At 31.0% G+C, this 25,596-nt stretch carries 22 protein-coding genes and 1 pseudogene; 14 read left to right on the forward strand and 9 right to left on the reverse strand.

The window, feature by feature from the left end:
- The first annotated feature begins 14 nt into the window (after positions 1–14).
- Positions 15–224: a cysteine-rich CWC family protein gene (locus ACFX4G_RS05705; RefSeq protein WP_043982119.1), complete on the forward strand. Its 210-nt coding sequence runs from the start codon at positions 15–17 to the stop codon at positions 222–224.
- Position 225: 1 nt separating this feature from the next.
- Entirely contained in the window at positions 226–1,164 is a 939-nt protein-coding gene (locus tag ACFX4G_RS05710; RefSeq protein ID WP_377573267.1) for a carbohydrate kinase family protein, read from the forward strand.
- 24 nt (positions 1,165–1,188) lie between these two features.
- Here the strand turns inward: ACFX4G_RS05710 and cyoE are convergent, their stop codons facing one another.
- Entirely contained in the window at positions 1,189–2,106 is a 918-nt protein-coding gene (gene cyoE, locus ACFX4G_RS05715; protein ID WP_013056789.1) for a heme o synthase, read from the reverse strand.
- 391 nt (positions 2,107–2,497) lie between these two features.
- Here cyoE and ACFX4G_RS05720 point away from each other — a divergent pair, with 391 nt between their 5' ends.
- The 4 genes from ACFX4G_RS05720 to ACFX4G_RS05735 all read left to right on the forward strand — a co-directional run bounded on the left by ACFX4G_RS05720 (position 2,498) and on the right by ACFX4G_RS05735 (position 5,010).
- Positions 2,498–3,112, forward strand: a complete 615-nt coding sequence (locus ACFX4G_RS05720) for a poly-gamma-glutamate hydrolase family protein (RefSeq protein ID WP_230183946.1) — start codon at positions 2,498–2,500, stop codon at positions 3,110–3,112.
- A gap of 95 nt (positions 3,113–3,207) precedes the next feature.
- Positions 3,208–3,384, forward strand: a complete 177-nt coding sequence (locus ACFX4G_RS05725; RefSeq protein ID WP_013056791.1) for a hypothetical protein — start codon at positions 3,208–3,210, stop codon at positions 3,382–3,384.
- A 59-nt stretch (positions 3,385–3,443) separates the two neighbouring features.
- A complete protein-coding gene (locus ACFX4G_RS05730) occupies positions 3,444–4,052 on the forward strand; it encodes a methyltransferase (RefSeq protein ID WP_043982122.1) in 609 nt (202 codons plus the stop codon).
- A gap of 523 nt (positions 4,053–4,575) precedes the next feature.
- A complete protein-coding gene (locus tag ACFX4G_RS05735; protein WP_013056794.1) occupies positions 4,576–5,010 on the forward strand; it encodes a MerR family transcriptional regulator in 435 nt (144 codons plus the stop codon).
- 60 nt (positions 5,011–5,070) lie between these two features.
- Here the strand turns inward: ACFX4G_RS05735 and ACFX4G_RS05740 are convergent, their stop codons facing one another.
- From ACFX4G_RS05740 to ACFX4G_RS05750, 3 genes are all read right to left on the reverse strand, one after another.
- Positions 5,071–5,283: a hypothetical protein gene (locus ACFX4G_RS05740; RefSeq protein ID WP_043982123.1), complete on the reverse strand. Its 213-nt coding sequence runs from the start codon at positions 5,281–5,283 to the stop codon at positions 5,071–5,073.
- A gap of 129 nt (positions 5,284–5,412) precedes the next feature.
- Positions 5,413–5,559: a hypothetical protein gene (locus ACFX4G_RS05745; protein WP_013056796.1), complete on the reverse strand. Its 147-nt coding sequence runs from the start codon at positions 5,557–5,559 to the stop codon at positions 5,413–5,415.
- Positions 5,560–5,700: 141 nt separating this feature from the next.
- Complete coding sequence (locus tag ACFX4G_RS05750) at positions 5,701–6,009, reverse strand: hypothetical protein (RefSeq protein WP_043982124.1); 309 nt, start codon at positions 6,007–6,009, stop codon at positions 5,701–5,703.
- A gap of 220 nt (positions 6,010–6,229) precedes the next feature.
- On the opposite strand from ACFX4G_RS05750, the gene ACFX4G_RS05755 reads away from it, so the two are divergent.
- Together ACFX4G_RS05755 and ACFX4G_RS05760 are read left to right on the forward strand one after the other, a co-directional pair.
- Positions 6,230–6,589: a hypothetical protein gene (locus ACFX4G_RS05755; protein ID WP_043982126.1), complete on the forward strand. Its 360-nt coding sequence runs from the start codon at positions 6,230–6,232 to the stop codon at positions 6,587–6,589.
- A 77-nt stretch (positions 6,590–6,666) separates the two neighbouring features.
- Positions 6,667–6,846 carry an H-type small acid-soluble spore protein gene (locus tag ACFX4G_RS05760; protein WP_377569583.1) on the forward strand — a complete coding sequence of 60 codons (180 nt, stop codon included), beginning with the start codon at positions 6,667–6,669 and terminating at the stop codon, positions 6,844–6,846.
- A gap of 69 nt (positions 6,847–6,915) precedes the next feature.
- Here the strand turns inward: ACFX4G_RS05760 and ACFX4G_RS05765 are convergent.
- A pseudogene (locus tag ACFX4G_RS05765) lies at positions 6,916–7,461 on the reverse strand (DUF3898 domain-containing protein); the annotation flags it as partial.
- Positions 7,462–7,519: 58 nt separating this feature from the next.
- Positions 7,520–8,650: a site-specific integrase gene (locus tag ACFX4G_RS05770; protein ID WP_377573270.1), complete on the reverse strand. Its 1,131-nt coding sequence runs from the start codon at positions 8,648–8,650 to the stop codon at positions 7,520–7,522.
- Positions 8,651–8,846: 196 nt separating this feature from the next.
- On the opposite strand from ACFX4G_RS05770, the gene ACFX4G_RS05775 reads away from it, so the two are divergent.
- On the forward strand, positions 8,847–9,713 hold the full coding sequence (locus tag ACFX4G_RS05775; protein WP_377573273.1) for an HNH endonuclease: 867 nt from the start codon (positions 8,847–8,849) through the stop codon (positions 9,711–9,713).
- Between the two features lie 84 nt (positions 9,714–9,797).
- Here ACFX4G_RS05775 and ACFX4G_RS05780 read toward each other — a convergent pair whose 3' ends face one another.
- The gene (locus ACFX4G_RS05780) at positions 9,798–9,971 is read right to left on the reverse strand and encodes a hypothetical protein (RefSeq protein WP_377573277.1); all 174 of its coding nucleotides are present in this window, start codon (positions 9,969–9,971) and stop codon (positions 9,798–9,800) included.
- A 178-nt stretch (positions 9,972–10,149) separates the two neighbouring features.
- On the opposite strand from ACFX4G_RS05780, the gene ACFX4G_RS05785 reads away from it, so the two are divergent.
- From ACFX4G_RS05785 to ACFX4G_RS05795, 3 genes are all read left to right on the forward strand, one after another.
- The gene (locus tag ACFX4G_RS05785) at positions 10,150–13,068 is read left to right on the forward strand and encodes a hypothetical protein (protein ID WP_377573280.1); all 2,919 of its coding nucleotides are present in this window, start codon (positions 10,150–10,152) and stop codon (positions 13,066–13,068) included.
- A gap of 508 nt (positions 13,069–13,576) precedes the next feature.
- The gene (locus ACFX4G_RS05790; RefSeq protein ID WP_377573284.1) at positions 13,577–14,665 is read left to right on the forward strand and encodes a hypothetical protein; all 1,089 of its coding nucleotides are present in this window, start codon (positions 13,577–13,579) and stop codon (positions 14,663–14,665) included.
- 653 nt (positions 14,666–15,318) lie between these two features.
- Positions 15,319–16,308, forward strand: coding sequence for a restriction endonuclease (locus ACFX4G_RS05795; protein WP_377573287.1), 990 nt, complete (start codon positions 15,319–15,321; stop codon positions 16,306–16,308).
- Between the two features lie 673 nt (positions 16,309–16,981).
- Here ACFX4G_RS05795 and drt3a read toward each other — a convergent pair.
- The gene (drt3a, locus tag ACFX4G_RS05800; RefSeq protein WP_377573292.1) at positions 16,982–18,340 is read right to left on the reverse strand and encodes an antiviral reverse transcriptase Drt3a; all 1,359 of its coding nucleotides are present in this window, start codon (positions 18,338–18,340) and stop codon (positions 16,982–16,984) included.
- A 232-nt stretch (positions 18,341–18,572) separates the two neighbouring features.
- Here drt3a and ACFX4G_RS05805 point away from each other — a divergent pair, with 232 nt between their 5' ends.
- Positions 18,573–20,495 (forward strand): RNA-directed DNA polymerase, encoded by a 1,923-nt coding sequence (locus tag ACFX4G_RS05805; protein ID WP_377573294.1) that lies wholly within the window; start codon positions 18,573–18,575, stop codon positions 20,493–20,495.
- Positions 20,496–20,772: 277 nt separating this feature from the next.
- Here ACFX4G_RS05805 and ACFX4G_RS05810 read toward each other — a convergent pair whose 3' ends face one another.
- Positions 20,773–21,519, reverse strand: coding sequence for a hypothetical protein (locus ACFX4G_RS05810; protein WP_377573297.1), 747 nt, complete (start codon positions 21,517–21,519; stop codon positions 20,773–20,775).
- 667 nt (positions 21,520–22,186) lie between these two features.
- On the opposite strand from ACFX4G_RS05810, the gene ACFX4G_RS05815 reads away from it, so the two are divergent.
- Positions 22,187–25,429, forward strand: a complete 3,243-nt coding sequence (locus ACFX4G_RS05815; protein WP_377573300.1) for an Eco57I restriction-modification methylase domain-containing protein — start codon at positions 22,187–22,189, stop codon at positions 25,427–25,429.
- Positions 25,430–25,596 lie beyond the last annotated feature (167 nt).

A 25,596-nucleotide genomic window follows, 5' to 3' on the forward strand; every position in this document is an offset into this window, starting at 1 on the left:
AAGGAGAGGAATTCATGCCATTTTCAGGCGATGATAGCAGATGTCCTATCTGCGGAGAAAAAAATAACTGTGCTTCTGTACAAGGCAGAGAAATAGAAAAGTGTTGGTGCATGCAGAAAGTTTTTACTCCTGATCTGTTTAAACAAATTCCTTTAGAAAGCAGAGGAAAAGCGTGTGTATGTGTCAAATGCGTTGGGAGACAGAAGAAAGAAGGTGAGGATTAACTTGAAAAAAGGAATTATTTCATACGGTGAGGCATTTATTGATTATATTGCTAAAAACGAATTTAACACTAGCTTTGCCCCTTTTTTAGGAGGCACAACCGTTAATATAGCAGTCGGCGTTCAGAAGTTAGGAGCAAAAGCATATTATATCTGCAAGTTGGGCAGTGATGAAACAAGTGATTTTGTAAGAAAGAACCTTTTAATTGAAGGAGTGAATCAAAGCGGCTGTGTAATATCGGAGACTAAAAAAATTTGTGAAGTGTATGTACATAAAAGTAAAGAAGGAGATCGTTACTTTCATTCCTACATAGATTCTACACCTCATGAGCAAGTGTACAAACATGAGCTACAGGAAGCTTTATTTGAGCAGGCAGCGATTTTTTATTTTGGATCAGGTACGTTGTTTCATCCGATTTCCCAGGAAACTACAAAAGAAGCTGTGAAGCTCGCAAAAAAACATCGTATGCTTGTAGCGTTTGATCCAAATATTCGAATGAAAAGATGGGAAAGTGAAGCAGCATGTAGAAATATCGTGACACCGTTTTTGTCCGAAACAGACATTTTGAAAATCTCTCAAGATGAGCTCCTATTTTTGATGAATTCCGCAGACCTGACAGAAAGCCTAGAAAAACTGAGAGCGTATCATATTCCGTACGTATGGGTCACTCAGGGAGAAAATGGCGCAGCAGCCGTTACTGCAAATCAAACGCTTCATGTGAGTGCAAAAAAAGTGCAGGTGATAGACACGACGGGAGCGGGTGATGCATTTATGGCAGGAATTTTATGGTGTGTTCACGAAAAAGGATTACCTGAAAGTGAGGAGGCACAGAAGCAGTACACAATGTTTGCTAACGCGTTAGGTGGAGCAGTTTCGGCAAGGTACGGAGGAATGATTTCGCTTAAAGCAAAAGATGTATCTAGTATAAAAGCAGGTAGCTGATAGCTACCTGCTTTTGAACGTTTATTATTTAAAAAATGACAGTATAATCATAAGGGCAAAAATAATCGTAAGATGGTTCAATGAGAACACAAACATTAAAGTAGCCCATTTTGTATCTTCTAATTTTTTAAATCCAACAATCCCAAGAAGCATCCACACTAGTGTTAAACCAAACATTGTAAATGCGATAATTTTACTAAACGATAAAAATAAGAAAGATGCCGCTAGCAAAATAACTAGGTATACAAGCGTTTGGACTTTGGAACGACGGATCCCTTTTACTACAGGAAGCATTGGTACACCTGCGGCTTTATATTCCTCAAGTCTTCTAATGGCAATAGCGTAGAAGTGAGGAGGCTGCCATAAAAACATAAATACAAACAATCCAATGGCTACCGGATGAAATAAGTCTGGTGAAATAGCGGCCCAGCCAATGATTGGAGGCATAGCTCCAGAAATACTTCCAACTTCGGTATTATAGATAGTTGTACGTTTTGTGAGCATAGTGTAAGGCACTACATAAAAGAAAAATCCTAAAATACCCATAATGGCGGCCATGTTAGAAACTAAAAATAAAATGCCTACACCGATAACAAATAAAGCCAGTCCTAACCATAGAGCAAATTTAGGGTTGACCGCTCCTGTTACCGTGGGTCTGTCTTTCGTACGTTTCATGATCGCATCAATATCACGGTCATAGAAGTTATTAACTGCCCCAGCTCCTCCTACGACAAAGGATGTCCCAATTAAAGCCAAAATAATGATAGGAATTTGTGTCACAAAGCTTAAGTCATTAACAGCAATTGCGAGACAAAGCCCAGCAACCATTCCTAGTGAGTTCGATTTAATAATCCCAGTTTTTATAATAGCACTGATTACTTCCCGGGAAAAATACTGATTGATAGGAAGTGATTCCTTTGTGATAACTTCGGTATTTTTCACAGCAATTCTCCTTTTTGAGCTTATTCCTACATGAATAAACCTAATCTTTATTAATCAACTAAACTATTTTAACAAAAAAATATCGTAATTACATCAAGGTTGCTCGTAAAATTTGTTAACATTCCTTGAACTTTTTAAAAAAACAAAGAATAATGTCGAATTACCAATTAAAAATAAGTACATCCTTTATTATAAGATAAAAATGGAATGCTTAAAAATGAAAATTTTGACTATCTGGTGAACTTTTAACGAGCAAGAAACTCGAACTTAATCGTACCATATTTATTGGTAATTGCAATCACATAGTATGTGATGAAAGAAAAGATGTGGTACATTAAAGAAAGAACTAATAAGTTTGTTTACTATGTCTTATTCACAAGGAGGATATATGATGCCAGATAAATATGCTAGCTTCTCTGAACTTGCCTCTCATGAAGTATACAATCAAGACTACAAAATTCAATTCGAAATCAGACCTTCTAACATTATTATGCTTGCGATACACGGCGGAGGTATCGAAACTGGAACATCCGAACTTGCTGTTGGGCTAGCAGGAAACGAATACTCGTACTATATATTTGAAGGGTTAAAGAAAGCAGGAAATGCCGATCTTCATATCACATCCACTCATTTTGATGAACCTCATGCGCTAACTATTATATCGAAAGAAGACTATGCCGTATCTTTTCATGGATACAATGATAAAAGTGAAAAACACACTAAAATCGGCGGTGCTGACAAGGCATTAAGATCCAAAGTGTATGAAGCGCTTGTTTCCAAAGGTTTTAGTACAGAAATTTTATCAGATCAAGACCCTTTTTCCGGTACAAGCCCTAGAAATATAACCAATAAAACAGCTAGGCGGATGGGTGTGCAAATTGAGATAAGTAAAGCGCAAAGAGAAGCTTTTTTTGCAACTAACACGAGAAATGAACGTAAAAATTCGAAAACCCAAGAATTTTTTGAGTATATATCAGCTATTAGAAGTGCATTTCCTCTTAGATAAATCAGATACGTTTAGTATTTATTAAACAGGTTAGATTTATTACGGACATGTTTGTGGTATACATATAGTAACTACATATACTGGAGGAGATAATCATGAAAACATTTGACCAAGAAGATACCTTAGAACGTCTTAAAGCCTCTTATCGATATTTAAAAAGCGTAGACGTACGGGGAATCAGCACACTAGATGATCAAAAGCGAGCGGAAGCTGTGCAGTTAATCGAAGAGATTGGTCTTAAAATATCAGAAATGCGTGTGAAAGTAGAGTGAGAAAGAAGGGCATCTGTCCTTCTTTCTCTTTTTCAACAACTATAAACAGGAGATTGGCCATGAACGAGCAATATTATGACGCTTTATTAAATATAAAAACAACGGGAGAACAAAAGGGATTTAATGATTCATTTCATTACCATCGTTATGAACCCACGCCTTATAGTGCATTAGAAACACTTTTCACTCAGTATGAGCTAACAAGCAGCGATAGAATTGTCGACTTCGGATGTGGAAAAGGAAGGCTGAATTTTTATGTGAACTACCTGTGCAATGCCACCGCCGTGGGGATAGAAATGAATGAACACTTTTATGAGCAGGCCATAGATAACCAGAGGCGCTATTTGAAAAAAGCCAAGGGCCGCAAACATCCTATTCATTTTCAGTGTTGTTTAGCCCAGGAATATAAGATTCATCCATTAGACAACTGCTTTTATTTTTTTAATCCTTTTTCAGTTCAAATCTTTATCCAAGTAGTGAACAATATTTTGCTTTCGTGGGAAGAGAATAAACGCGAGATTGATTTGATTTTATATTATAGTTCGGAGGATTATCTTCATCACCTCGAAAAACATCCTTCTTTCATTTTAAAAGAAGAGGTAATGCTGCCAGAGTTGGATCGTAAAAACCCATATGAACGGTTTTTGATTTATAAAGTAGCTTATTAAGACGATCTATTTACTGTTTGATAATGCTGGATCTTGCCGGTTCTATTTAACAAATCAGCAGGAGGTGGAAAAAGACCTGCTGATTGTATTTATAACTTTTTAGAAATTAAAGCATAACACTTTATTATGTAAGCGCTTTCTGTTATAATGAAGTTAGGTTGGATAGCATGCGTGGCTATCGGTGTACTCAGCGCAGGCGGGGCTAGTACAGAAAGAGAAGGCTACATACAAGTTAATAAACATTTAGTGGATAGAAATAAGAACTCTCAAAAACAAATTTATTAATTTGTATGCTAAATCGTAAATTAACAAAAACGGCACTTATGATAAGGTTTTAGAGAAAAGAATCCAGCATATACTGTATAAGCAATTTTTTTACTCTAAAAAAGGGTAAAGAAATTGCTTATTTATTTTTAAATAAGTGCACAGCTGTTCAGATTTGTTTTGAGATATCTAGCGTTAGTGTATAATAGTAACAAGTATGAAAAGTTGACATTGTGAATTGATTAAAGGGGATTTAAAAATGAGTGAACTAAAAATAGATGATGTAGCGAAGCAAAGCGGTTTAACAAAACGTACGATTCGTTATTATGAACAAATTGGACTGATGCCAGCACCTCCAAGAAGTGAAGGTGGATTTCGTCTGTACACTGAAGAACATGTAGAATTTTTAAAGAAAATTACGAATGCCAAAGAAGTCATGGGTTTTTCACTTCAAGAATTACAGGAATTTCTTGCTTTAAGTGATACTCTTGAAATACAAAAGATGGATTATAGGCAAGTGAAAGGAACAAGTCAACAAAAAGAAAAGTTAGAGCAAGTGTTACATACGGTAGAAGAGCAGCTCAAACTGATTGAACAGAAAAAGAAAAATATCTTAAAAGTAGAGTCTGACCTTCTGTCATTGAGAGATCGTGCTAAGACTGCAATTGTAAAATTTGAGCAGGAAGAATCATAAAAAGCAGGCGCATTCACCAGAAGAGTGCGTCTGCTTTTACGGTTTTTATAGGGCATTCATTTATGATTGTGAAGTGTTTTCTTCTAGCTGTACCCCTAAAAGAAGTAAAATAGCCTGTATTCCATCGGCTTTTCCATTGTGAAAGCTTCTTGTTTCAGCATCCAAAGCTTCATTTACAGATTCCATCATATTTGATTCGTACAAGTCTAAAATTAATTGTTTTCCTTCCGGACTCAAATGCAGCTGCCCGCGTTCCTTCATTTTAAACTTCAACTTCTTCAACTCCCTTTCCCATAATACTATCAGTATACAAAAATAATAACATTTACGTAAACGTTAATTTTTGTATATGGACAGAAGAACGTATTGAGTATAGGTACTAAGTGAGGTGAGAGATACTGATTATCCTTTGCTTGTTTTAATGTTTGTCAGCTTATAGCCGCAAGCTGAGCATGTATAGATAACGTTTTGATTGGACTGAGCAGTTAAAACGGTAGCAAGCTCTTTTTGAGAATGACAGTTAGGACAAATAACAACAGGGGATTTCATGTGATTTTCTCCTTTTCTTTTTCATAGTCAAATTTTATTTTATGTAAAGTTTAATCAAATATCCTGTGTGCTATCAAAAATGACAGAAGACATGTAAAAAAGCATTCTCGCTCAAAAGAAACGGGAATGCTTAAGGTTAGTTTAAAATCCGTCCTGGCTTGCTGTAAATGGAATGTTAAGTCTTCTTTCTACATTGCGTAAGCGCTGATTTAATCTGTTTATACGATCAGTATGTCGCTCCACAACGCGATTTAAACGAGTAATTTCTCTGACTTGCTCCTCATTTTGTCTCTCAAGGGCACGAATTCTTCGTTCAAATCCTCCAAGATTTTGAAGCTGCTGTCTTTCATCGTATTCTTCATGCTGTGGTACGTAAGGGGGATAGTATTGTTGAACTGAGTAATCAACTTGCTGAGGACTGTATCCAGGGTTGAAATAATAAGGGTTCATTAGGGCACCGCTCCTTTTAAATAGTAATTTCAAATCAAACACGATATAACGTATGCGAAGATAAGAAAAATGCTATAGGCACATACCTAAAGACATTCTGTATTTAAAAAAGGAAAGTATTTTTAAAAGTCAAAAGGAGATAGCCGGTCCTTTCTTGAATATGCAAAATAGAAAAGCTTCTTTTTTAGACACTTTATTTAAGAAAGAGGGAAAGTGACCGATGGCTCAAGGAAAACAAAAACCAGCACCTAAAATAGAAGAATCAAAAGCTCCGCCTGCAAAGAAACAAAAGTCGAAGAGCCGAAGCACTAAAAAAGCGGAGCCTCCTACATCGCCCTGGGTAAAAGCTGCTTCCATTTTATCTAACATTGATTTCATTCGTTTGTTTCGAGTGCTGTTTCTTGCTTTAGTGGTTGCTTTTATTGTGTATCAATATATTTTACTTACAAAGGGAATCTTCATCAAAACATATGCGGCCCTTTGGCATCATCACAAAATGCTCTTGCTGGCTGCAGCTGCATTCATGACCTATACTTCTTTCGTTTTTTACCTTGGCTACCGCACCGCTAAAAAACGGTAGAACTGCTCTAGGGGGCGAATAGCATCTATTCTTTGAGCAAACCTTATATGTATATCAGCATAGAGGGGGGAAGAAACGTGGACAAGCAGCGAGCAAAACAAATTGCTGATTCGCCCGTTATGGCTAACGTTACGTATAACGATACGGCCGTTTATATTCAACATGTAAGCGAAGAAAATGATACGGTAAGAATTTATCCGCTAGGTCAGCCGGAAAATGAACAAAATGTTTCCGTGAGCCAATTATTAGAGAATTAAGGTGGATAAATAGAGCTGGTTTTTCAGTTAAATAAAAGCTAGAGAGCTACATAGCTCTCTAGCTTTTATTTATTCTTCCCATTTCTTACTGCTGATTTTCTCAATAATCCCGTGCAAATCATCGGGTTTATGAAACTCAATGGGAGAAGCGCCTTTTTCAAACAGAATCGATTCGGCTTCAATTACAGCTACGTAGCGTCCGTTCACTTTCGCTAAGTGAATATTTTCACCGAAATCAGCTAACAGTCCTTTAATCTCTGTTTCACCAAGCTTCATTTTAAGCTCGGCATCAGGTGTATGCTCGACGATATGAGCAGCAGCTTCCATGACTTGATGCGTATCTAAACGTTCTTGAAGCTCACGCTTTTCACTTGTTGCCCACAGTTCCATGTCGGACTCAAACTGTTCAAGCTCTACGCTTTCTGCTTCAAACGTTTCGCTGACGTGTTCACGCACCATATCCATCACTTGTGTTTTCATAATCTCAGGCATCGGTTCGTTGTAGTCAATAAATTTCAAGAAGTCTTCAAAGTACCGGGCATGAGACGCTTGGTGTATAACGAGTTCACTTTCTTCGACCATGCCTTCTTCAGGCATGTAGGGGTATTGAATAGATGAGCCTTAGAGCCACATGGACTTGATGCGTTAAAGTTTTAAATGGTCACTAGTTTGGTCACATTTTAATGATTTTATCTAATTCATCCGATACGGTTTTTTGCATATTAGGTAATACATGACTATATGTGTCAAGAGTTGTTCCTATTTCAGCATGTCCTAATCTTTCAGAGATTAGTTTTACATTAACATTTTGTTGAATAAGAATTGTAGCATGAGTGTGTCTCAAGTCATGGAAGCGTATTTTAGGTAAGCGGATTTTCTCTGTTAGATTGTAGAACTCTTTACGAAAGTTTCTTGGTATCATGGGCTTTCCCTTTTGCGTACAGATAACTAAATCAAAATCATTGTAGTCTTGACCAAGCGAGAGTTTTTCCGCTAACACACGTTTTCGATGTACTTTCAACTCGGCAATTAACTTGTTTGAAATGTGAATAGACCGAATACTAGAAACATTTTTCGCCCCGTACTTAATTTCTGCATCTTGGGTTAAAGTTTGTCGGATATAGATGATTTGGGACTCCATATCAATGTCTTTCCAGCGTAGACCCATGATTTCTCCTTGACGCATACCGGTGAGAAGAGCAATTAGGAATCCGATATAACAACGTGTTAGACGTTTTATTTTTTTGGATTCATTAATGAAATAATTAACTTGTTCTAATGACCATACGTTCATTTCTTTTTTGCGTATCTTAGGTAGAGTTATGCCACTTGCAGGGTTATCTTTTAAAAGCTTAATAATTTTAGCCTTTTTTAAAGATGCACTGATGATACGATAAATCAAATGAATAGTATGTTCTGAATAAGAGTTTTGATTAACTAACTCATTAATGAATTTTTGAATATGAAGAGGAGTTATTTGTTGAATTTTGAAATGACCTAGTTTAGGTTTTATCACACTTCGATAATAAATAGAATGGATTTCAAAAGTAGTTTTTTGTAAATGATTCTGTCGTTCTTCGAACCATTCATCCATATATGTTGAATAGGTCATTGTCGTTAAATCAAGAAAATCATTTGATAGAATTTCAGCTTTCATCTTCGTCATAGCATCCATAGCGTGACGTTTGGTTTCAAAACCTCTTCTTCGAATCTGTTTACGTTTACCAGTTAGAGGGTCAATTCCAACATTGAAGACAAAGTCCCAATTACCTGTTTTATTATTTTTACGAATACTTCCTTTCATAGCTTTAAGACCTCCATTTTAAGTCTTAAAGGCTGTAAAAGGTTTCCTAAACATATTTTAGCATGTTATATTTACTCAGGATATTATTTTCTTGTCTAAGCCCTTTGGCTCCTTCAAATAGGCAAATTGTTTTTAAGCAAAGGATGAAAATGAAATAAAACTTTTTACATTTCGAATTAACACAGGGGGTTGAGTTATGAAAGGCTATATTGGAGTTACTTCTAGAGAGTGGTTTGCATATTTAGCAAAGAAAGATAATATTGACGAAATTAACTTTTGGCGTAAAAATACCGCTAATTTTAATGTTTTAACAAAAGGGGAACCGTTCTTTTTTCTAGTAAAAAACGATAAGGGTATACAAGGCGAAAGGTTGGTATTAGGGAAAGCCACATTTGAAAGATATGAGGTGTTAACTGTAGCCGAAGCATGGAATAAGTATCGTAATGCTAACGGTGATGAGGATAGGGAAAGGTTTATAAAACGAATGAATGACATGTTTGGTACGGATACATATATAGCTGAGATAGGGTGTATTATACTATCGGACTTTCAAACATTTGATAATCCCGTGTATTTAAGCGACATAGATATTAAGTTTAAAAATAGCGTGGTATCTGGAAAGGGTATAACAGAAACAGAATTAAATGCAATATTAGAATACGGTTTTAGTAACGTTGGTGATGTTATACGTAAAGTTAAGGAGGTTGAACGTATTGGCTTTACAGAAGATGACGAAGGATTTCCCGAAGGTAAACTAAAGTTAAAACAACACTTAGTAAGGGAACGGACCCCAGAAGTTATTAAACTAGCAAAAGAACGTTTTTTACAACTACACGGTAAGTTATTTTGTGAGGTATGCGAATTTGATTTTAAAGAGCATTATGGCAACTTAGGTGAAGGCTACATAGAAGGGCATCACACGAAACCAGTTTCCGAAATGGCAGAAAATGAACAAACGAAGGTAGAAGATATAGCTCTTGTTTGTGCAAATTGCCATCGTATGCTACACCGTAAAAGACCGTGGTTGTCTGTAAAGGGACTAAGGGAGTTGTTGTTAAACTAGTAAACATAAAAACAACGGGCAAGCACTATACACGCCCGTTGTTTTAAAATTAAAAAATATGATTAAAGAAAACGTTTTTTATGATTATAAGTCCAAAAAATCCATATCGGTCACACTAAATAGGCGTTTCCTACTGGCACCAAAATCATAATCTTTTCCTGTATTATCAATTATTACGTTTGAATCATAACGTATTTTTATATATTCAACACCCTTTATAGTACATTGACCCGTAAAATTATTTTCGCTAAAAATCATTCAAAATTTCCTATGAAGAGAAGGTTTTGCATGTGTTTTTACCTATGATAAAACTCTGATTTTATCTCGTTTTCTTGTAATTATTTTTCAAATTTAGGAAAATAAGAGAGCGCATAAGAGAAATAATTGTTTCACATCGATACTTTATTATAATCTTGCAAATTAGAGGTGATTACCAATGAAGATGAAAGAAAAAATTAAAGAGTTTAATGAAGATTACAAAGTGGGGAAAGACACTTTTGAAGACTACTGTAATACAGTTGCCTACATAGTTACATCATTATTAAAAAAATATTCTTTTCAATACCAAATTGTTTCAAATCGGGTTAAAACTTTTGAATCTATTGAGAATAAAGTAGTAAGTGGCTCTTTACCTGACAACATAACAAAGCTTGATGAAATAGATGATATAGTTGGATGCAGAGTGATTTTTTACTTAGAAAGTGACATTCAGAAATTTGAAAGTTTAATTTATAATGAGTTTGCTGTAGAGAAAAGTAATCTAAGGTATTCAGAAGATGGATACAATGCTTTACATTTAATAGTTAAGTTAAACCCCGAAAGGTTAGAATTAATGGAATATGAAAAGTTTAGTGATTTAAAATGTGAAATTCAATTGACCACAGTTCTTTTTCATTCTTGGTCTCAAATGTCTCATAATATTATTTATAAACTCCCTAAAGAACTTACAGAATTTGATGAACGCTCAGTCAATGCACTAAAGAAAGAGTTCGGAGAAGTAATGAAGAATCACATTAAACCTGCAAGTTTTAGGTTTGAATTTATTAACGAACGATTTGAAAATTTAAAGCGAGGTAAACAAATATTTGATTTAGATTTCTTGCAGAGTATCTTGTTTTCTAATTCAAGAAACGAAGTATATCAAAAGATGAAACTTGTACATCAATTTTTGATTGAATTTGGAGATAAAACTCCAGAAAATTTCAATTTAATTGAATTTATTTCTAATGTCATTGAGAAATCAAAACATTTAGAAACAACTGATATTAAAACAGGCTTAGGAAGTGTATTTGGTTTTGAACATCATCACGTTGTTGAAATTAGTTTGGATATTTTAAATGAAGTTAGATATTTTCATGTAGAAGAGACTTTTAAAATTTTGATGGATTTAAGTCAGGATGAAGAACAGAAGATACAGAATAAATCTTTAGAAATACTTAATAATCTCAGCAAGTACAATTCAAGAGTTATAGAAAAAGTAGGATATTATCCACAGCTAGCAATCTTAAATAATATAAAAGGCTTGTCTATAGAAAATAAAGTAAGATTGTGGAAATTTTTAGAGCGGTTATTTTCAAATCTTCTAAATCTTGAGTTTTATGATTACTCTTTAACTGACTATAATCAAATAGGTGTAAGGTTTGGAGCAATTGGAGTAAATGAACACTTGAAAGAATTGAGAAAGAATGTAATTGATATCTTACAAGAAATTTATATAAACTCTTCTGAAGATGAAGTAAAAGTAGATGTTATAAAAGTTTTATTCCACGTTACAAGCCTACCTAGAAGAGTAAACTTTGATAAAGAAATTGAAGAATTAGTATTAGGAAATATAGATGATGTGGTTAAATGGTTTTTACAGAATTTTGTATTATTTAATTTACAAGAAATTAAAGCCCTTGATGAAAATATTTATAGGCTTACTGAAAAAACAACTAATTTAGCAAACCTAAAATTACTGATAGATTTTAATCCTGAGTATGATATTTTTAAAACTTTAGTTGGTTATGATATATCATACGGAAGGGAAATCGGATGGCGTGAAGCAGAAGAGATAAGAAGAAATAAACAAAATAAATATCTCAGAGATATATCCCTCGAAAGTTACGACACTTGGGAAAAACGAATTCTATCTATTGCTCAATGCTACTCACCAACAAAAGATGGGGAATTCACAAATTTTAAAAACTTTTTATTTGATTTAGGGAAAATACAGCCTGATACTGCAACAAAGTTACTTTTTAGAAATGAAATACGGTTAGAAAAATTTCTTTCAAATATAGTTGCTGGAATATTAACTTCTAAAGATAGAGATGAAGCAGTAAATCAATTAATATTAGCTTGGATAACTAATGGGAAATATCTAGAGCAATGTGCAAATATCTATACTCTCACAGAAAATGTTAATGTAAAGATGTTAAAAGACATTTATGGGTGTATTGTAAAAAGCAATAATATACTTGCTTTCTACAACCTATTGCGTGCTGTATTAACTAATAAAGAATATTATCAACAATTAAGTAATTTATTCATAAAGATTATCCAAGAGCTTTCTAAGCGTGGAGAATTCTATTGGACTCACCACATTCGATTTAGTGAAAAATCAATACTGGATTTTTTAACTGATACGGATGTAGATTTGATGTTATCTTGTTTAGAACAGGTTACAAAAATTGACTTTCATGAAGAAGAATTACTAACGTCTCTATGTAAAAATTCCCCTGATAAAATTATTAGTTTTTTTGAAAGACGTGTAAACATTAAAATTGAAAAACAAAAGAAAAGCGAAAATCAATTAATAGATAACTATGATGGAGTTCCAGATAACTTTAGTGATTTGGGTGAATTTTTGAGAGATAAGCCAGATACTATATTACCTTTGATAATTAAATGGTTTAATAAGGAAGAGTGGCTTTTTCAATTGGAAGCGTCTCAATTAATAAAGAATATTTATCCGGATTTTGATGACCTTTTACAACAATACTTAAATAAATTAATAGTCAATGGGAATATAGAAGATGCTAATAAAGTAATACAGATAATTAAGGAGTACGAAGGTTCATTTAAAATACATGGAGTATGCAAAACTATTATAAAAAAGCATGGCGGAAATGGAAAATTAATGCAAGAAATAATGAGTGCTGTAACGCGTACTGGGATTGTCTCTGGGGAACGTGGATTTATTGAAGCCTATGAACGAATAAAAAAAGAAATTCGAAAATGGGAAAAAACAAATAATCAAGAAATTAAAAAGTTTGCAAGGGAATTTATAAGATACATTCAACCTATAATAACTCGTGAAGTTAGGAGAGCAGATAGAAGAACAGAAATGATGAAAAGAAGGTTTAATAGCTAGATTACACTACCTCACTTCGTTCGGTTGGCTTCGTCCTGTCTGTTTTTCGTAACACTTCCTTGTTTTGATGTCAATAGTTATACGGTATGTTTTTTGACTTTTTTTATTATTTATGGTATAATGCTATTATAGTCAGCCTTAAGTGACTATAACTACAAACGTATAATATTATGAAACGAAATGTATAATAAACAAACCAAACACAAATTTTCCTCTTTTATTAATGAGGTTATTTGTGTTTTTTTATTTTCAAGAATATACAGAGAAATTGATGTTAATGGTTAATGCAGTAAAGTGAAAAGAAAAATTAGATATCTATAATTTAACGAGCCGTTTTGGTACTTTTTCGGCTAGGCTTTGGAAAACGATAGTTTTCCAAAGGATGGTGATAAAAAGTACATAGTAAATATACTTAGGTAAAAATGAACAAAAATCAATTTTAAATATTATTAATTTATTAGTAAATTAATTTTTGTTCAAAAATAAAAAAGAAAAGGAACAATATAAAATGAGTAATGAAATGATTAAATTTAATTTAGAAGAAGCAGTAACGAAATTTGGGAATGACGCTATTAAAAGAGCTTTCTACAAAAAGAAAGCATCTAGTAAGAAGAGGAAAGGTAGTCTAAACGCAAATCAGACAGAGCAATTATTAGAGGAAATGAAATGTGACTATAAAACTGTAACAATTGAGGGAAAAGGAGCTGACAGAATAATAACTTGTGCAGAAAAGCGTGAGGAAAAGGAAACCAAGAAAGACGGTCGCAAAAATAATGGAGCAAAAATACCTTATGAATATGAAATCAATTCACTCGTTTTAGACTTCATTCTAAAAAACAAACCAAAACCAATGTCATTAAGCCAATGGTTAGTAATGATAGGGTTTGTGAACAGAAAGTTAACAACATCATATTATAACACGTTAGCTAAAACGAATTGTTTCGACACACTGAAGGAAGAACATAGTGATATGTTTATAGATAAAGATATTGTTATGCTAGACTGCTTCATTAAAACAGAGCTTGGCACATTAAAAGAAAATTTAAAATCTGTGCTTAGAAAACTAGCAGATGCAAAAATAATCATACACAGTGTTAAATGGTATGGCTGTGTTGTAGGTAGCGAAAACCACAGACCATTAACCGATGAAGAATTTGTAGCTGTTGGTAAATTGAAACGTGAGGTAGCAACTAAATACGACATTAGCTTAAAAGATTTGTGGAAACAAAATGATTCAAAAGTACAAGAATACTGGAAAGAATACAATAAACGTCTTCAAAGTGAGCTTAGTTTAAAGTATGTGTATGAAGCACATGGAGCTGCTGTACAAGTAGCAGACAAAGATATTGAAAGATATTTCAACAAATTAATTGAGAATAACGAACTATTATTCTGTTACGGTTTAAGTGAAATGAATATCACAATGTTGATGAATGATTTCAAAGGTCTCTATGGAGAACATTCAGTTAAAAGAGCAAAAAATAGACAAGAACGCAAAAATAATAGCGACCACGAACGGGTTAAGCAAAGCAAGGTTTTAAAGGAATATGTTCCTATGTGGGAGATATTATTGATATTTTACGAATTAACCAATTAACGAATTAATCAATTAACGAATTACCTTAAGTCTAGATATAGTAATGAACTCCCAACTGATAATTTAACTGAGTTTTGAATTTAAATAATATATACACGGTTAGGCCTTCTTAGAGGACAAGATGAAAATAAGTAGATATTTAATGTGAAATCTTTAATTAGCATTACGTAAAACACAAAGAGTATAAGCCAAAATTAAATAGGGAAAACATAATGTTAATCAAGTATTTCAGAGCATAATAAAGACCTCATGTAAATTACGAGGTCTTTATTATCTAGTTAGTTTTTATAAAACGGGATGATTACCCACTCATCTTAAAAGTTTTACACATGGGTTAGCAGTATTTAATTAGTTCACATAATTTTTCGATGAAATTAGTAGGTAACGTAATTTTTTCTTCAAATAGGACAAAATGTTTATAGTCTTCGAAAATTTCTACTATTTACTCCTCTTACAGATTGCCAAGGGTCAAAGTATTTGTACATAGGTTTTTATCTTCATAAGTTAAATAATTTTTCTCGAAAGATAAGAATAAATTAATTTTATACGTATTAGATAATAAAATATTGAGATTATTTTTATTTTTTGTTAAATTGTAGATTAGGACTAAAGTTAGGTTTATAAAAGATGCAACTAAAGGAGTGCTTTTTAGTATGAGTAGGGCTTTTACATCAGAAGATATTGATTTCTCTGTTCTTGAAAAATGGGACATATTCGAAAATATGACTAAAGATTTACTAATATCAATGGGTTTTCATAATATAGATTGGAGAGATGGTGGCTCTGATAGAGGGCGTGATATTCAAGCAGAATTACTTGTTGATTATCCCATGATAGGAAAAAAAACAGAAAAATGGTTTTTTGAATGTAAATTTTACACAGGTGGTGTTCCTGTTGCTCAAATTGTTGATAAAGTAGGCTGGGCAACAGCGGAACAGGCAGATAAACTTGTGATTATAACTTCTAGTCATCTAACGCCAGATGCTAAGGATTATATAGAAGCAGTACAAAAAGTTGTTCCAACTAAAATACATTACATAGATGGTCCATTTTTAAAAGAATTAATATTAAGGCATGACGATATAGTAGAGAAATATTTCCTAAGTTCAAATCAAAAATTAGCGAAGAGTACTTTAGAAGATTACTTAGGACGTGGAGAAAGAGTATCATTTACTAAGTTAACAGAGCTTTGTAAGGGGTTAAAAACAGATAGATACTTAAATAATGAGAATATAAATATATTTACTAGCTACCTTTCACTAGATTCAGACGAGGAAATTAGTTATCCTTTTGAAAACCTATCATGTCTGATAGATGATATCATTGCAAGGAACCAAGCACACAAGAAAAACCAAACAGTCTTAAAAGAAATTAAGAAAGAAATTAAACAAAAGTATAAAAATAACCAAGAATTAGACCGTAATATAGCGGATACGGAATTTGTAATAAAGTTAAGAACAAGATTTCTCCCTGACGGTAGAGAAGTTACTTTTAGTTACTTTTTTATTGAAAAATCTGATAAATCATTAGCTTTTGAAATTTTAATTACTTCTACAAGTGTTAAAGATTGGAGGATTAATGTAATTGATAGGAAAAATATAAAAAAAATATATAAGGAAGTTAAATCTATCCTATCAAATTAACCTATTGTATTTTCATAAGCGGTGAAACTAAAAATGTAAATTATCATAAGTTTCATTTTTTCGTTTGGACCTGTTTATTAAGAATTGTAGGTGTAAATGTCTATGCAAGGGTATATGATATTTTAACTGCTTCTGGTTATGTATAAAGTACATATTCTAATAGCTCTACCGCTTCCGCATATTCTCTCCATTTTAAATAGTAGATATAAGCAGAGCAAAATAAGGGAAGAATGATGCTAATCGAGCATTCAAATATAAAACAAGACCTCATAAAAGTGTGATGCTTCGTTTTATTAGCACATCTATCCACACAATCTAAAAAATTATATGTACGTGTACACAAAGGAAAATCACACTGAAAATAGGTTAACAGACGTATTTTTAGCGTGCGTCTTTCGTGTGCAAAAAGACACGTGGGGGGAATATATGACCATTTTAACAAAGTTTATATAGTCGAAAATGTATAAGCACCATTACCCACGCACTTTTAATAAAATTTTCAGTGAAAAGGGTTTTTCACTCCTTTAATAGATATAATTTTTAAACTTCTTTATAAATAAAAAATACATTGCATAGCTTTAGCTTCCATCTTAAGCATGCCACTATTATACATATTCGCTTGCCTTACCAAAGAGCAGCAACCTTAGGTTACAGGAGTATAGAAACATTTAATTTACTTAAGCAAATAATCATATCTTAAAAGTTTAAAATATTCCTTAGACAATTCATCATATGTTAAGTCATCTAAACTTTTTCTACTCTCAGTATATTTGATGCCAAGTATTTTTTTTATATAATCTACTTTTTTATAACGATAGATAGGGTTAAGTTTATCCATATTATGTGAAAGTGAGATACTATACAATCGTTTTTTTTCTTTGTTAGTAAATCCATATTGGTTTGAATTTAAAATATATTTTACTTTATTAATCTCACTAATTAAAAAATCGTCTATTATCTTAGCAATATTTATTTTTTCATCCTCATGTATATATTTATAATTCTCCATAATACCAAAATATATTTTCTTTTTACTATAACTTTTTTGATTCATCTTATTTAAGAACTTTTCTCTTTTTATTACGGCATTCTTTTTAGTTAGAAAGTCAAGTCTATTAATTAACAAATCTAAATTACGGTTTTGTAAAAAATCATGAAAACAATATGCTATTTTATCTTTATATTTATTGACTTTTTCCTCTGAGATAGTGATTAATAATTTATTTTTTTTGATTAAAAACTTATATCCTAAATAAGTAAAATAGAAGTCCTCTTTAGTATTATTATTAATTAAAGGGAATTTTGTGAATTTGAATTTATTTTTCTTCTTATTAATCTCTAAGGAATAACGTTTGAAAATAGTGTGAATTTTATTTTTTATAGTAGAAATTTCAGAGGGAACAAGGTTTCCATTAAAGATGAGTAAAATATCATCTACATATCTGCAATAGTAATTCATTCTAGGATGAATTCTTTTAAGCTCTTGGTCAAATCTTTCCATGTATATTTCAGCTAAGGCGTTACTAACGGATAATCCTTGAGGTAATCCTTTTTCAACCTTCTTTAAAAGTTCTTTTAAAAGGTGATATTCGTGAGCAGATAAAAGTGATTTTTCTTTTATTTTGCTTAAGATAACATTTTGGGGTAAAGAATTGAAGAAATCCTTAATATCAAGTCTTATTACGTAATATTCCATATCAAAGTTAAACTTTGATACGATAGATTTAATAATCTCATTCCTACTTGGATATACAACTCTATATTTCTGTTTGATTTTGTCTTTTAGATATTCTATAACTAATCTATCTCTAATTGTAGGTATATAAACCTCTCTATTTGTTGACAACGTAACTTTTTTAAGAGAAGTAAAACTATAAGATTTATCATTGACTTTTCTAAGTATTAAGTCAAACTCAGCCGCTCTAATAGTATAAAACTTTTGAGGGGTTATTCTGTCATTACCAGTTTTAAGTTCCTTGTATAGGGTTGAATAATAATCCTCTAACATATTTCTATCTAATTGATATTTCAAAAAATCACATCCTCCAGTAAAGAAGAGGTTAGGCGAATACTTAAAGTTGTGTGTAGCCAACAGAGCCAGAAATATATACTAGTTATTATTTCTTATAGACCTGTTAGGTTATAGATATTTATAATGCCAGTTCTTGCTGCTGTTAAGAATAGTATAATGTGGATATCAATCCACATTATACTATACTGACGCCTAACCATACAGTATAATAATACCATATTAAATGTAAAAGATGGAGGGGAAAATTATTAATAAAAGTAGATTTATATTAACAGATGTTTTACCGTATGAAGTACCCTTAATTTTCTCTAACACTAATCTATATTCATATATACAACATATGGATAAATCTAGATGCAAAATATGGGAAGATTATCATATAGAAAAATTATTCAGTAATAACCGTATACTTGAAACAGAACCATTCAACTTTCTTATTTATAAAAATGATGTAAGTACAAGAAGTATAAGTCTAATCCATCCTTTATCCCAGCTTCACATGCTAAAAGTAATAGAAAAATATGACTTAGAAATAATAAATTTTTTTAAACAAAATGCTATTTTTTCACTTAGATATCCTTCCAAAATAAATAATAAAGATATTCAAGCTAATGATACACTTTCTAAAAACATGCTTGCTCTTCTAGATGAAGAAAGTGATGAATCCCATTCATTTCCTGCAAGCTATTTTGTGAAAAGAAAATTCACTAGAATAAATGATTTTTTGAATTCTCCAATTTTAAAAAAATTGGAAATAAAATATTCTAAACTGCTAAAAATTGATTTTCAAAATTGCTTTTATAATATCTATACTCATTCTATAGATTGGTCATATCTAGGAGATATAAAGCTAGCTAAAGAATCCAGAAATGGAGTAAGAATATCTTCTATAATAGATAGAGTTTTACAAGCATCAAATTATGGAGAAACGAATGGTATTGTAGTTGGTCCAGAATTTTCAAGATATATGGCAGAGTTTGTATTATGTAATATTGACAATATTGTATACAGAGAATTAAAACGAAAAAAATTAATATATAAAAACCATTATGAAATTGTAAGGTTTATGGATGATATTTTCGTGTTTTGTAATGAAGATAGTGTGGCAAACGAAATCAAAAAAGTAATAGAAGAAGCATCCTTCAGATATAGGTTATCTATTAATGAATCTAAGAGTAAATTAGAAGTTAGACCTTTTTTAAAAAATACTTTTTGGGAAAGCAAAGCTCGCGCAAATTTAATCAAATTTTATGATGCCCTAACTCAATATAAAGGTAACAATTATAAAGTTATAAGTAATATGATTCAGGAATTAACAGATGAGATAAAGTTACTATTGATAAATTATGATAATGAGCAACATAAAATAATAGGATATGTACTGAGATTTTTTGAAAATAAAATAAAATTAATGATAAATTACATTGATACCAGAGATGCTTCCATAAGGTCATATATATTATTTAAATTAATAGATTTATTTCAGTATATACTTATCTTCTCAGTTAATACTTCTAACATATTAAAGTATATAAAATTAACTTTGTTTTTATTTCTAAATAATAAAGGTAGAAGTGAAGATGTGATAGATTTACTGTATAAAAAATCATTAGAGATTCTCAAATATCATTCTAAAAAAAAGACAGAAGTCTTAAATTTACTTCTTAGTTTGACATTTTTTCCTAAAGATTTACCTGAAAAATTGTTACTGAGATTTTTAGATGAAGATAAAGACTATTTTACCTTAGCTACTATTGCTTTTTATGTTAGTACAAAAGAAAGGAAATATAAATATAAAAAAGTAAGGGGTATTATTAACTTACAAATAAATAAAACAGTTGAAGAATTACTAGGTGAATATGGAGATATAAAAAAGAATATTAATAAAATAATTCTATCTAAAGATTTTTATTTATTGTATGATTTTTATACATGTAAAATTTTATTCAGAGAAACAAAGCAGAGAATATCAAAAATAAAGAAAGTGGTAGATGGTATAAAAATCCCTTGGCAAGAAAAGAACCTCTATAATTTTTTTATTGATTTTATACAAGAATTTAACAATCCTTTTATGAATTGGAATGCAGAGATTAAAGATATTATAGAAATTTTAGAGAGGAAATCTTCCAAAATAGATACAAGTAATTCAGGCTAATATGTACTGTGACATACATAAAGGGAGAAAGTTAAGTAATTTATTCTTAAAATAAAAGGGTTAGTTGGGTGTAAAAAGGAAAGCAAAAAAAATTGCTTTCCTTTTGTGTATAAATTAATGTTTTGAGGAGGTCTTATTAATTAATAATCTATTTTAATATAATACAAAAGTAACCTATCCAATGTATTGTTTTTTAATTTCAATTTGTAAATTTAAGGATAAGGTATAAAATTCTTGATTTTCTTGATTTCTCCTTGATTATTGAGAAGTCTTTTCTTTAATGTCTACTTTTTCGTTGCTCTGAATTTGAAAGAAAATGATTTAATATTTCATTTAAATTTAGACCTAAGCCACCTATATTTGGTTTTAATTCTAAAAACTTATTAATTTTTTTAAAGATGTTTACGTTTTGTGAACGTCCAATATTTGAATCAATAAGTTTATCGCGTAATCCAATATTAATTTCGCTACAAGGGATAAAATTTCTTTGGCTTATATATTTAGAAGCTTTACCTTTAACAATAAAAGAAAATGAGCCGCGTCTAGAACGTAATTCCATTTCTACTAATTGAACATTATTTATAGTATCCCAATAAACACTATAGCTAAACTGTTTCTTTTTCTCTATTTTTTCCTCTTTATGATATGGGTCAGATAAATAAATTTCAGTTAATCTCCATCCTGTAGGAAGAATTAAGCTCCATCTACCTGCATAGCCTTGATTGGAAGGTCCTAGGGGAATATTCATGTGATTATATTGGAATAACATAGTACCGTTATTTGGGTCAACATTAAAATGCGTATTTGGAGAAGTGGTAGCTGTTTCTAAATTACAGTCGCTAAAATTATAAATAATATGGCTACCAAATTCTTTATTGGCATGTTCTCTCGTTCTCTTAAACTCTATAATTCTATCTGCACGAACTCTTTTTGTTCCTGTTATATTTTCTTTTGGAGTAAGAGTAAATGAGTTTAAACTGCCGTCTAAAGATAAAAAATCAGTTTTTACTATTTGCATATACATTTTTAAAAACCCTCCTATGTTATAAAGATATTTATATTTTTGTAACATAACTTATGAACAAAGTAGTGATAAGAAGGGAAATAAAAGAAGACTTTTATTAATCAAATCTTAATTTTTGGATAAATATGTCTGATTATTTTCCAATAACAATTATGGTATAAGAACAAGTATGAAAAAGATATTAATCAATATGAAAAAGTATGACAATGATATTGTATTTAAATATGTATATAGAATTCATCAGTAAAAGTCTATAACCATTTCATTAAATAGAATTAGGTATGAACTTGTTAGTTAGTATTTGTTTTACAATAAACTGATAAATTTGTTCTATATAAAGTTAGTGTTTACCAAAGAGGGTGAAGGCTCTCTGTTTTTTATAAAAAACATCATATATATCGCATAGTAGTCTTGTAAACTTTCAACTGCGTTAAGTTCCATACTAGTTTGGAGAGTATTAAAATAACTGTAGAAAGATACTTTTAAACTCCGTACTGCATGTGTATCGAAAGGCGGTTAAAGATTTATCAATTTTAATAATGATTTCTTCATTGAATAAATCATTATTCCAGTAATATTACTAGAACTATAATTATGAGATTAAGTGTTATATATAATATAATGTATTTATAAGCTTACTTGAAGAAAATTATATGGGGTTGAAAAAATGAAATTACATAATTATATATTTAATCGTAAGTTATTACACACTCGTTTGCAAACATTTAATATAAGTGATATTCCAGACGTTGAAGCAAAGATGGAGATTTTAAAGAAATGGAAATATAGTATTGGAAATAGTGATTTAGACAAAACAAAAGAGGAATCTGTACAAGGCGACTTTTTGACTCATTTTTTCACTGAGATTTTGGGGTATAAGAAGCGGTACGGTAATACAGTATGGAACATAACTCAAGAACAAAAGACTAAGACAGATGGTACAAAAGCCGATGGTGCGCTAGGTTTTTTTACTTCAACAATTAATGATGTTCGAGTAGTTATTGAGTTGAAAGATGCTAAAACAGACTTAGATAAGAAGCAAAATAGAGCTAATAAGCTTTCTGCTATTGAACAGGCTTTTTCCTATGCTTCAAAGTCAGGAAAAAGATGTAGTTGGGTAATTGTATCAAATTTTAAGGAAATTCGTCTATATCATAGTTCTGACCAATCAGAGTATGAAAAATTCACTATTACGGATTTAGTTGAAGAAGAAGAATTTAAAAAGTTTTATTTTTTATTAAACTTTGGAAATCTTATTAATCGAGATGAAGACTCCCTAATTCAATCTCTTTATAATAAGAGTGAAGAGGAACAAAAAAGTATTTCAAAATTATTTTATAAGGACTATAAACAATCAAGAATTGCGTTGTTTGAACACCTTAAAAGTAATAATCCTGATATGAACGAATTAGTATTATTCGAAAAATCACAGAAGTTAATGGATAGATTTATTTTTATTTGTTTCTGTGAAGATACAGGTTTACTACCAGAAAGCGTATTTCGTAAAGTGATTGAGGCAGCAAAACAAACTTTTGATATATCCGAAACAAGAATATGGAATCAGTTAAAAGGATTATTTCACTCTATTGATAAAGGGAATTCTCCACTAAATATTAATAAGTTTAATGGTGGATTGTTTGCTGATGATAGTGTACTTGATAATCTAATAATTAAAGATGAAATATTTAGACAGTTAGAAAAGATTTCAGAATATGACTTTGATAGTGACTTAAACGTTAATATACTTGGCCATATTTTTGAGCAAAGTATCAGCGACATTGAGGAAATCAAGGCAGAAATCAAGGGAGAAATTATTGAAAAGAAAGCAGGAAAAAGAAAGAAAGATGGTATTTTTTATACTCCTGAATATGTAACAAAATATATAGTAGAGCAATCAATTGGTAGATGGTTAGAAGATAGAAGAAGAGAACTAGGTGAGCAGGAATTACCTGAAATACCTGAGTATAATAAAAATGCAAAGCCCGCTGAAAAAGCTGTACGTACAAAAGCTATAAAACGCCACTTAGAGTTCTGGGAATCGTATAGGGACAAACTAGCAAATATCAAAGTACTTGACCCTGCCTGTGGTTCTGGAGCATTTTTAAATCAAGCATTTGACTTTTTGTATCAAGAAGGACAGAAATTAAATGAGGTGATTAGTGAATTAGAAGGTGGACAAGTCACATTATTTGATTTAGATAAACATATTTTAAAAAATAATTTATTTGGTGTTGACTTAAATAAAGAATCTGTAGAAATTACAAAGCTTTCTTTATGGCTAAAAACTGCTAATAAAAATAATACATTGACTACCTTAGATGATAATATCAAATGTGGAAATTCTCTAATTAATGATTTATCCCTAGTAAGTAAGGATGCATTTAATTGGAATAAAGAATTTAAAGATGTTCTTAATGAGGGAGGGTTTGATGTAATAATTGGAAATCCACCTTATGTTAGACAAGAGTTAATAAGTAAGTTTAAGGATTATTTAAAAGTAAATTATAATGTTTATAACTCTGGGACGGATTTATTCGCATACTTTTATGAAAAAAGTATTAAATTGCTCAAAAAGGATGGAATATTAGGGTTTATTTCTAATAACTTTTCTAAAACCAGTTCTAGCAAAGAATTAAGAGATTATTTACAAAATAAAACCAGTTTTATAAATTACACAGACTTTTTAGACTTGCAAATATTTGAGGGAGCAACTACTTATCCAGTAATTTTAATCTTAAGAAATAACATTGCAAAAGAAAGTTTTTGTTATTACCGAGTTAATAGTGAAGATTTAGTGAACTTGTCAGCTGCAAAGAAAGAAAAAGGTTTTGAAGTTGTACAAGAAACATTAGAAGGGGAAAATTGGGTTTTTATTTCCACGCAAGAGACAGATTTAAGGAATAAAATATATAGCTACCCTAGTTTGAAAATTGTCTTAGGTAAAAGTTATAGAGGTATAATAACGGGTTTGAACGAAGCTTTCATAGTAGACACAAGAACGAGAGAGAAGTTTATTAGTGATAATGCAGAAGCTGAAAATTTAATAGTACCTTATTTGGAGGGGAAAGACTTAATTAAATGGACCACTAAGAATGCCGACAAATGGTTGCTAATATTTCCAAAAGGATGGACAAGAGAGAAATTAGGTAAAGACGTTACAGAAGAAGAAGCTTGGAAATATATAAGTAGTAATTTTGTGGAAATAGCAAAATATTTAAAACAATATGAAGAACGTGCAAGGAAAAGATATGATAAAGGTGAGTTTTGGTGGGAGTTAAGAGCTTGTGATTATTTAGATTTGTTTAAAAAAGATAAAGTATTTTGGCCTAATCTACAGTCTAGTCCTAAATTTTCATTTGATACTTATGGTTATTACTTGAATGCACCAGCGGTTATGATTCCTACTGATAAAAAGGTCCTACTAGCAATATTAAACTCTACTCTAATATGGTATGTACTAAAGGATTTATGTGTAATAAGAAATGGAGGTTATATAGAGGTGAAGCCTCAATATATAGAAAAACTTCCAATTTCCCTGCCAAAAAATTCTCTAGGTATTGAAGAGCTAGTAGATGAGGTTATCAATATAAAAAATAATTTTAATATATTAGCTGAGCAATTTTTAATTTTTTTAAAAAGTAACTACAATCTAAAGAAGATTTCAAAGAAATTGAACGACTATTACTTGCTTACTTATGAAGAGTTCATAAACGAACTAAAGAAACAGAAAGTTAAGTTAAGTGAGACAGTGAAATTTGAATTAATGATTTTATTCAACGAGCAAAAAGAAAAATTAACAATTCTTGAAAAGAGAGAAAAGGAAATTAGTAATAAACTGAACTTACTTGTTTACGAATTGTATAAGCTTAATGAAAATGATATTGACGTATTAGAACGTTTAATTCGTTAGAAAATGATATTTACAAAATTTGGACTTAACTAACCATTTATAAATTAAATAACTAATTAATTCATTGTCTTGTAATCTTAAGTTGTACCTAGCGTGTGAAGTAAGGGTGTATGGGGGGTGACTTATAACCAATTTTACTAATTTGTATGATGAATATTGTATAAGCT

Source organism: Priestia sp. YIM B13486 (genome assembly GCF_042787865.1).
Taxonomy (GTDB): domain Bacteria; phylum Bacillota; class Bacilli; order Bacillales; family Bacillaceae_H; genus Priestia; species Priestia megaterium.

Bases quoted from the DNA above. Each gene is read 5' to 3' on its own strand.
- ACFX4G_RS05705 (WP_043982119.1), top strand. From the start codon at position 15: ATGCCATTTTCAGGCGATGATAGCAGATGTCCTATCTGCGGAGAAAAA.
- ACFX4G_RS05720 (WP_230183946.1), top strand. From the start codon at position 2,498: ATGCCAGATAAATATGCTAGCTTCTCTGAACTTGCCTCTCATGAAGTA.
- ACFX4G_RS05725 (WP_013056791.1), top strand. From the start codon at position 3,208: ATGAAAACATTTGACCAAGAAGATACCTTAGAACGTCTTAAAGCCTCT.
- ACFX4G_RS05730 (WP_043982122.1), top strand. From the start codon at position 3,444: ATGAACGAGCAATATTATGACGCTTTATTAAATATAAAAACAACGGGA.
- ACFX4G_RS05735 (WP_013056794.1), top strand. From the start codon at position 4,576: ATGAGTGAACTAAAAATAGATGATGTAGCGAAGCAAAGCGGTTTAACA.
- ACFX4G_RS05745 (WP_013056796.1), bottom strand. From the start codon at position 5,559: ATGAAATCCCCTGTTGTTATTTGTCCTAACTGTCATTCTCAAAAAGAG.
- ACFX4G_RS05750 (WP_043982124.1), bottom strand. From the start codon at position 6,009: ATGAACCCTTATTATTTCAACCCTGGATACAGTCCTCAGCAAGTTGAT.
- ACFX4G_RS05755 (WP_043982126.1), top strand. From the start codon at position 6,230: ATGGCTCAAGGAAAACAAAAACCAGCACCTAAAATAGAAGAATCAAAA.
- ACFX4G_RS05770 (WP_377573270.1), bottom strand. From the start codon at position 8,650: ATGAAAGGAAGTATTCGTAAAAATAATAAAACAGGTAATTGGGACTTT.
- ACFX4G_RS05775 (WP_377573273.1), top strand. From the start codon at position 8,847: ATGAAAGGCTATATTGGAGTTACTTCTAGAGAGTGGTTTGCATATTTA.
- ACFX4G_RS05780 (WP_377573277.1), bottom strand. From the start codon at position 9,971: ATGATTTTTAGCGAAAATAATTTTACGGGTCAATGTACTATAAAGGGT.
- ACFX4G_RS05785 (WP_377573280.1), top strand. From the start codon at position 10,150: ATGAAGATGAAAGAAAAAATTAAAGAGTTTAATGAAGATTACAAAGTG.
- ACFX4G_RS05790 (WP_377573284.1), top strand. From the start codon at position 13,577: ATGAGTAATGAAATGATTAAATTTAATTTAGAAGAAGCAGTAACGAAA.
- ACFX4G_RS05795 (WP_377573287.1), top strand. From the start codon at position 15,319: ATGAGTAGGGCTTTTACATCAGAAGATATTGATTTCTCTGTTCTTGAA.
- ACFX4G_RS05805 (WP_377573294.1), top strand. From the start codon at position 18,573: ATGGAGGGGAAAATTATTAATAAAAGTAGATTTATATTAACAGATGTT.
- ACFX4G_RS05810 (WP_377573297.1), bottom strand. From the start codon at position 21,519: ATGTATATGCAAATAGTAAAAACTGATTTTTTATCTTTAGACGGCAGT.
- ACFX4G_RS05815 (WP_377573300.1), top strand. From the start codon at position 22,187: ATGAAATTACATAATTATATATTTAATCGTAAGTTATTACACACTCGT.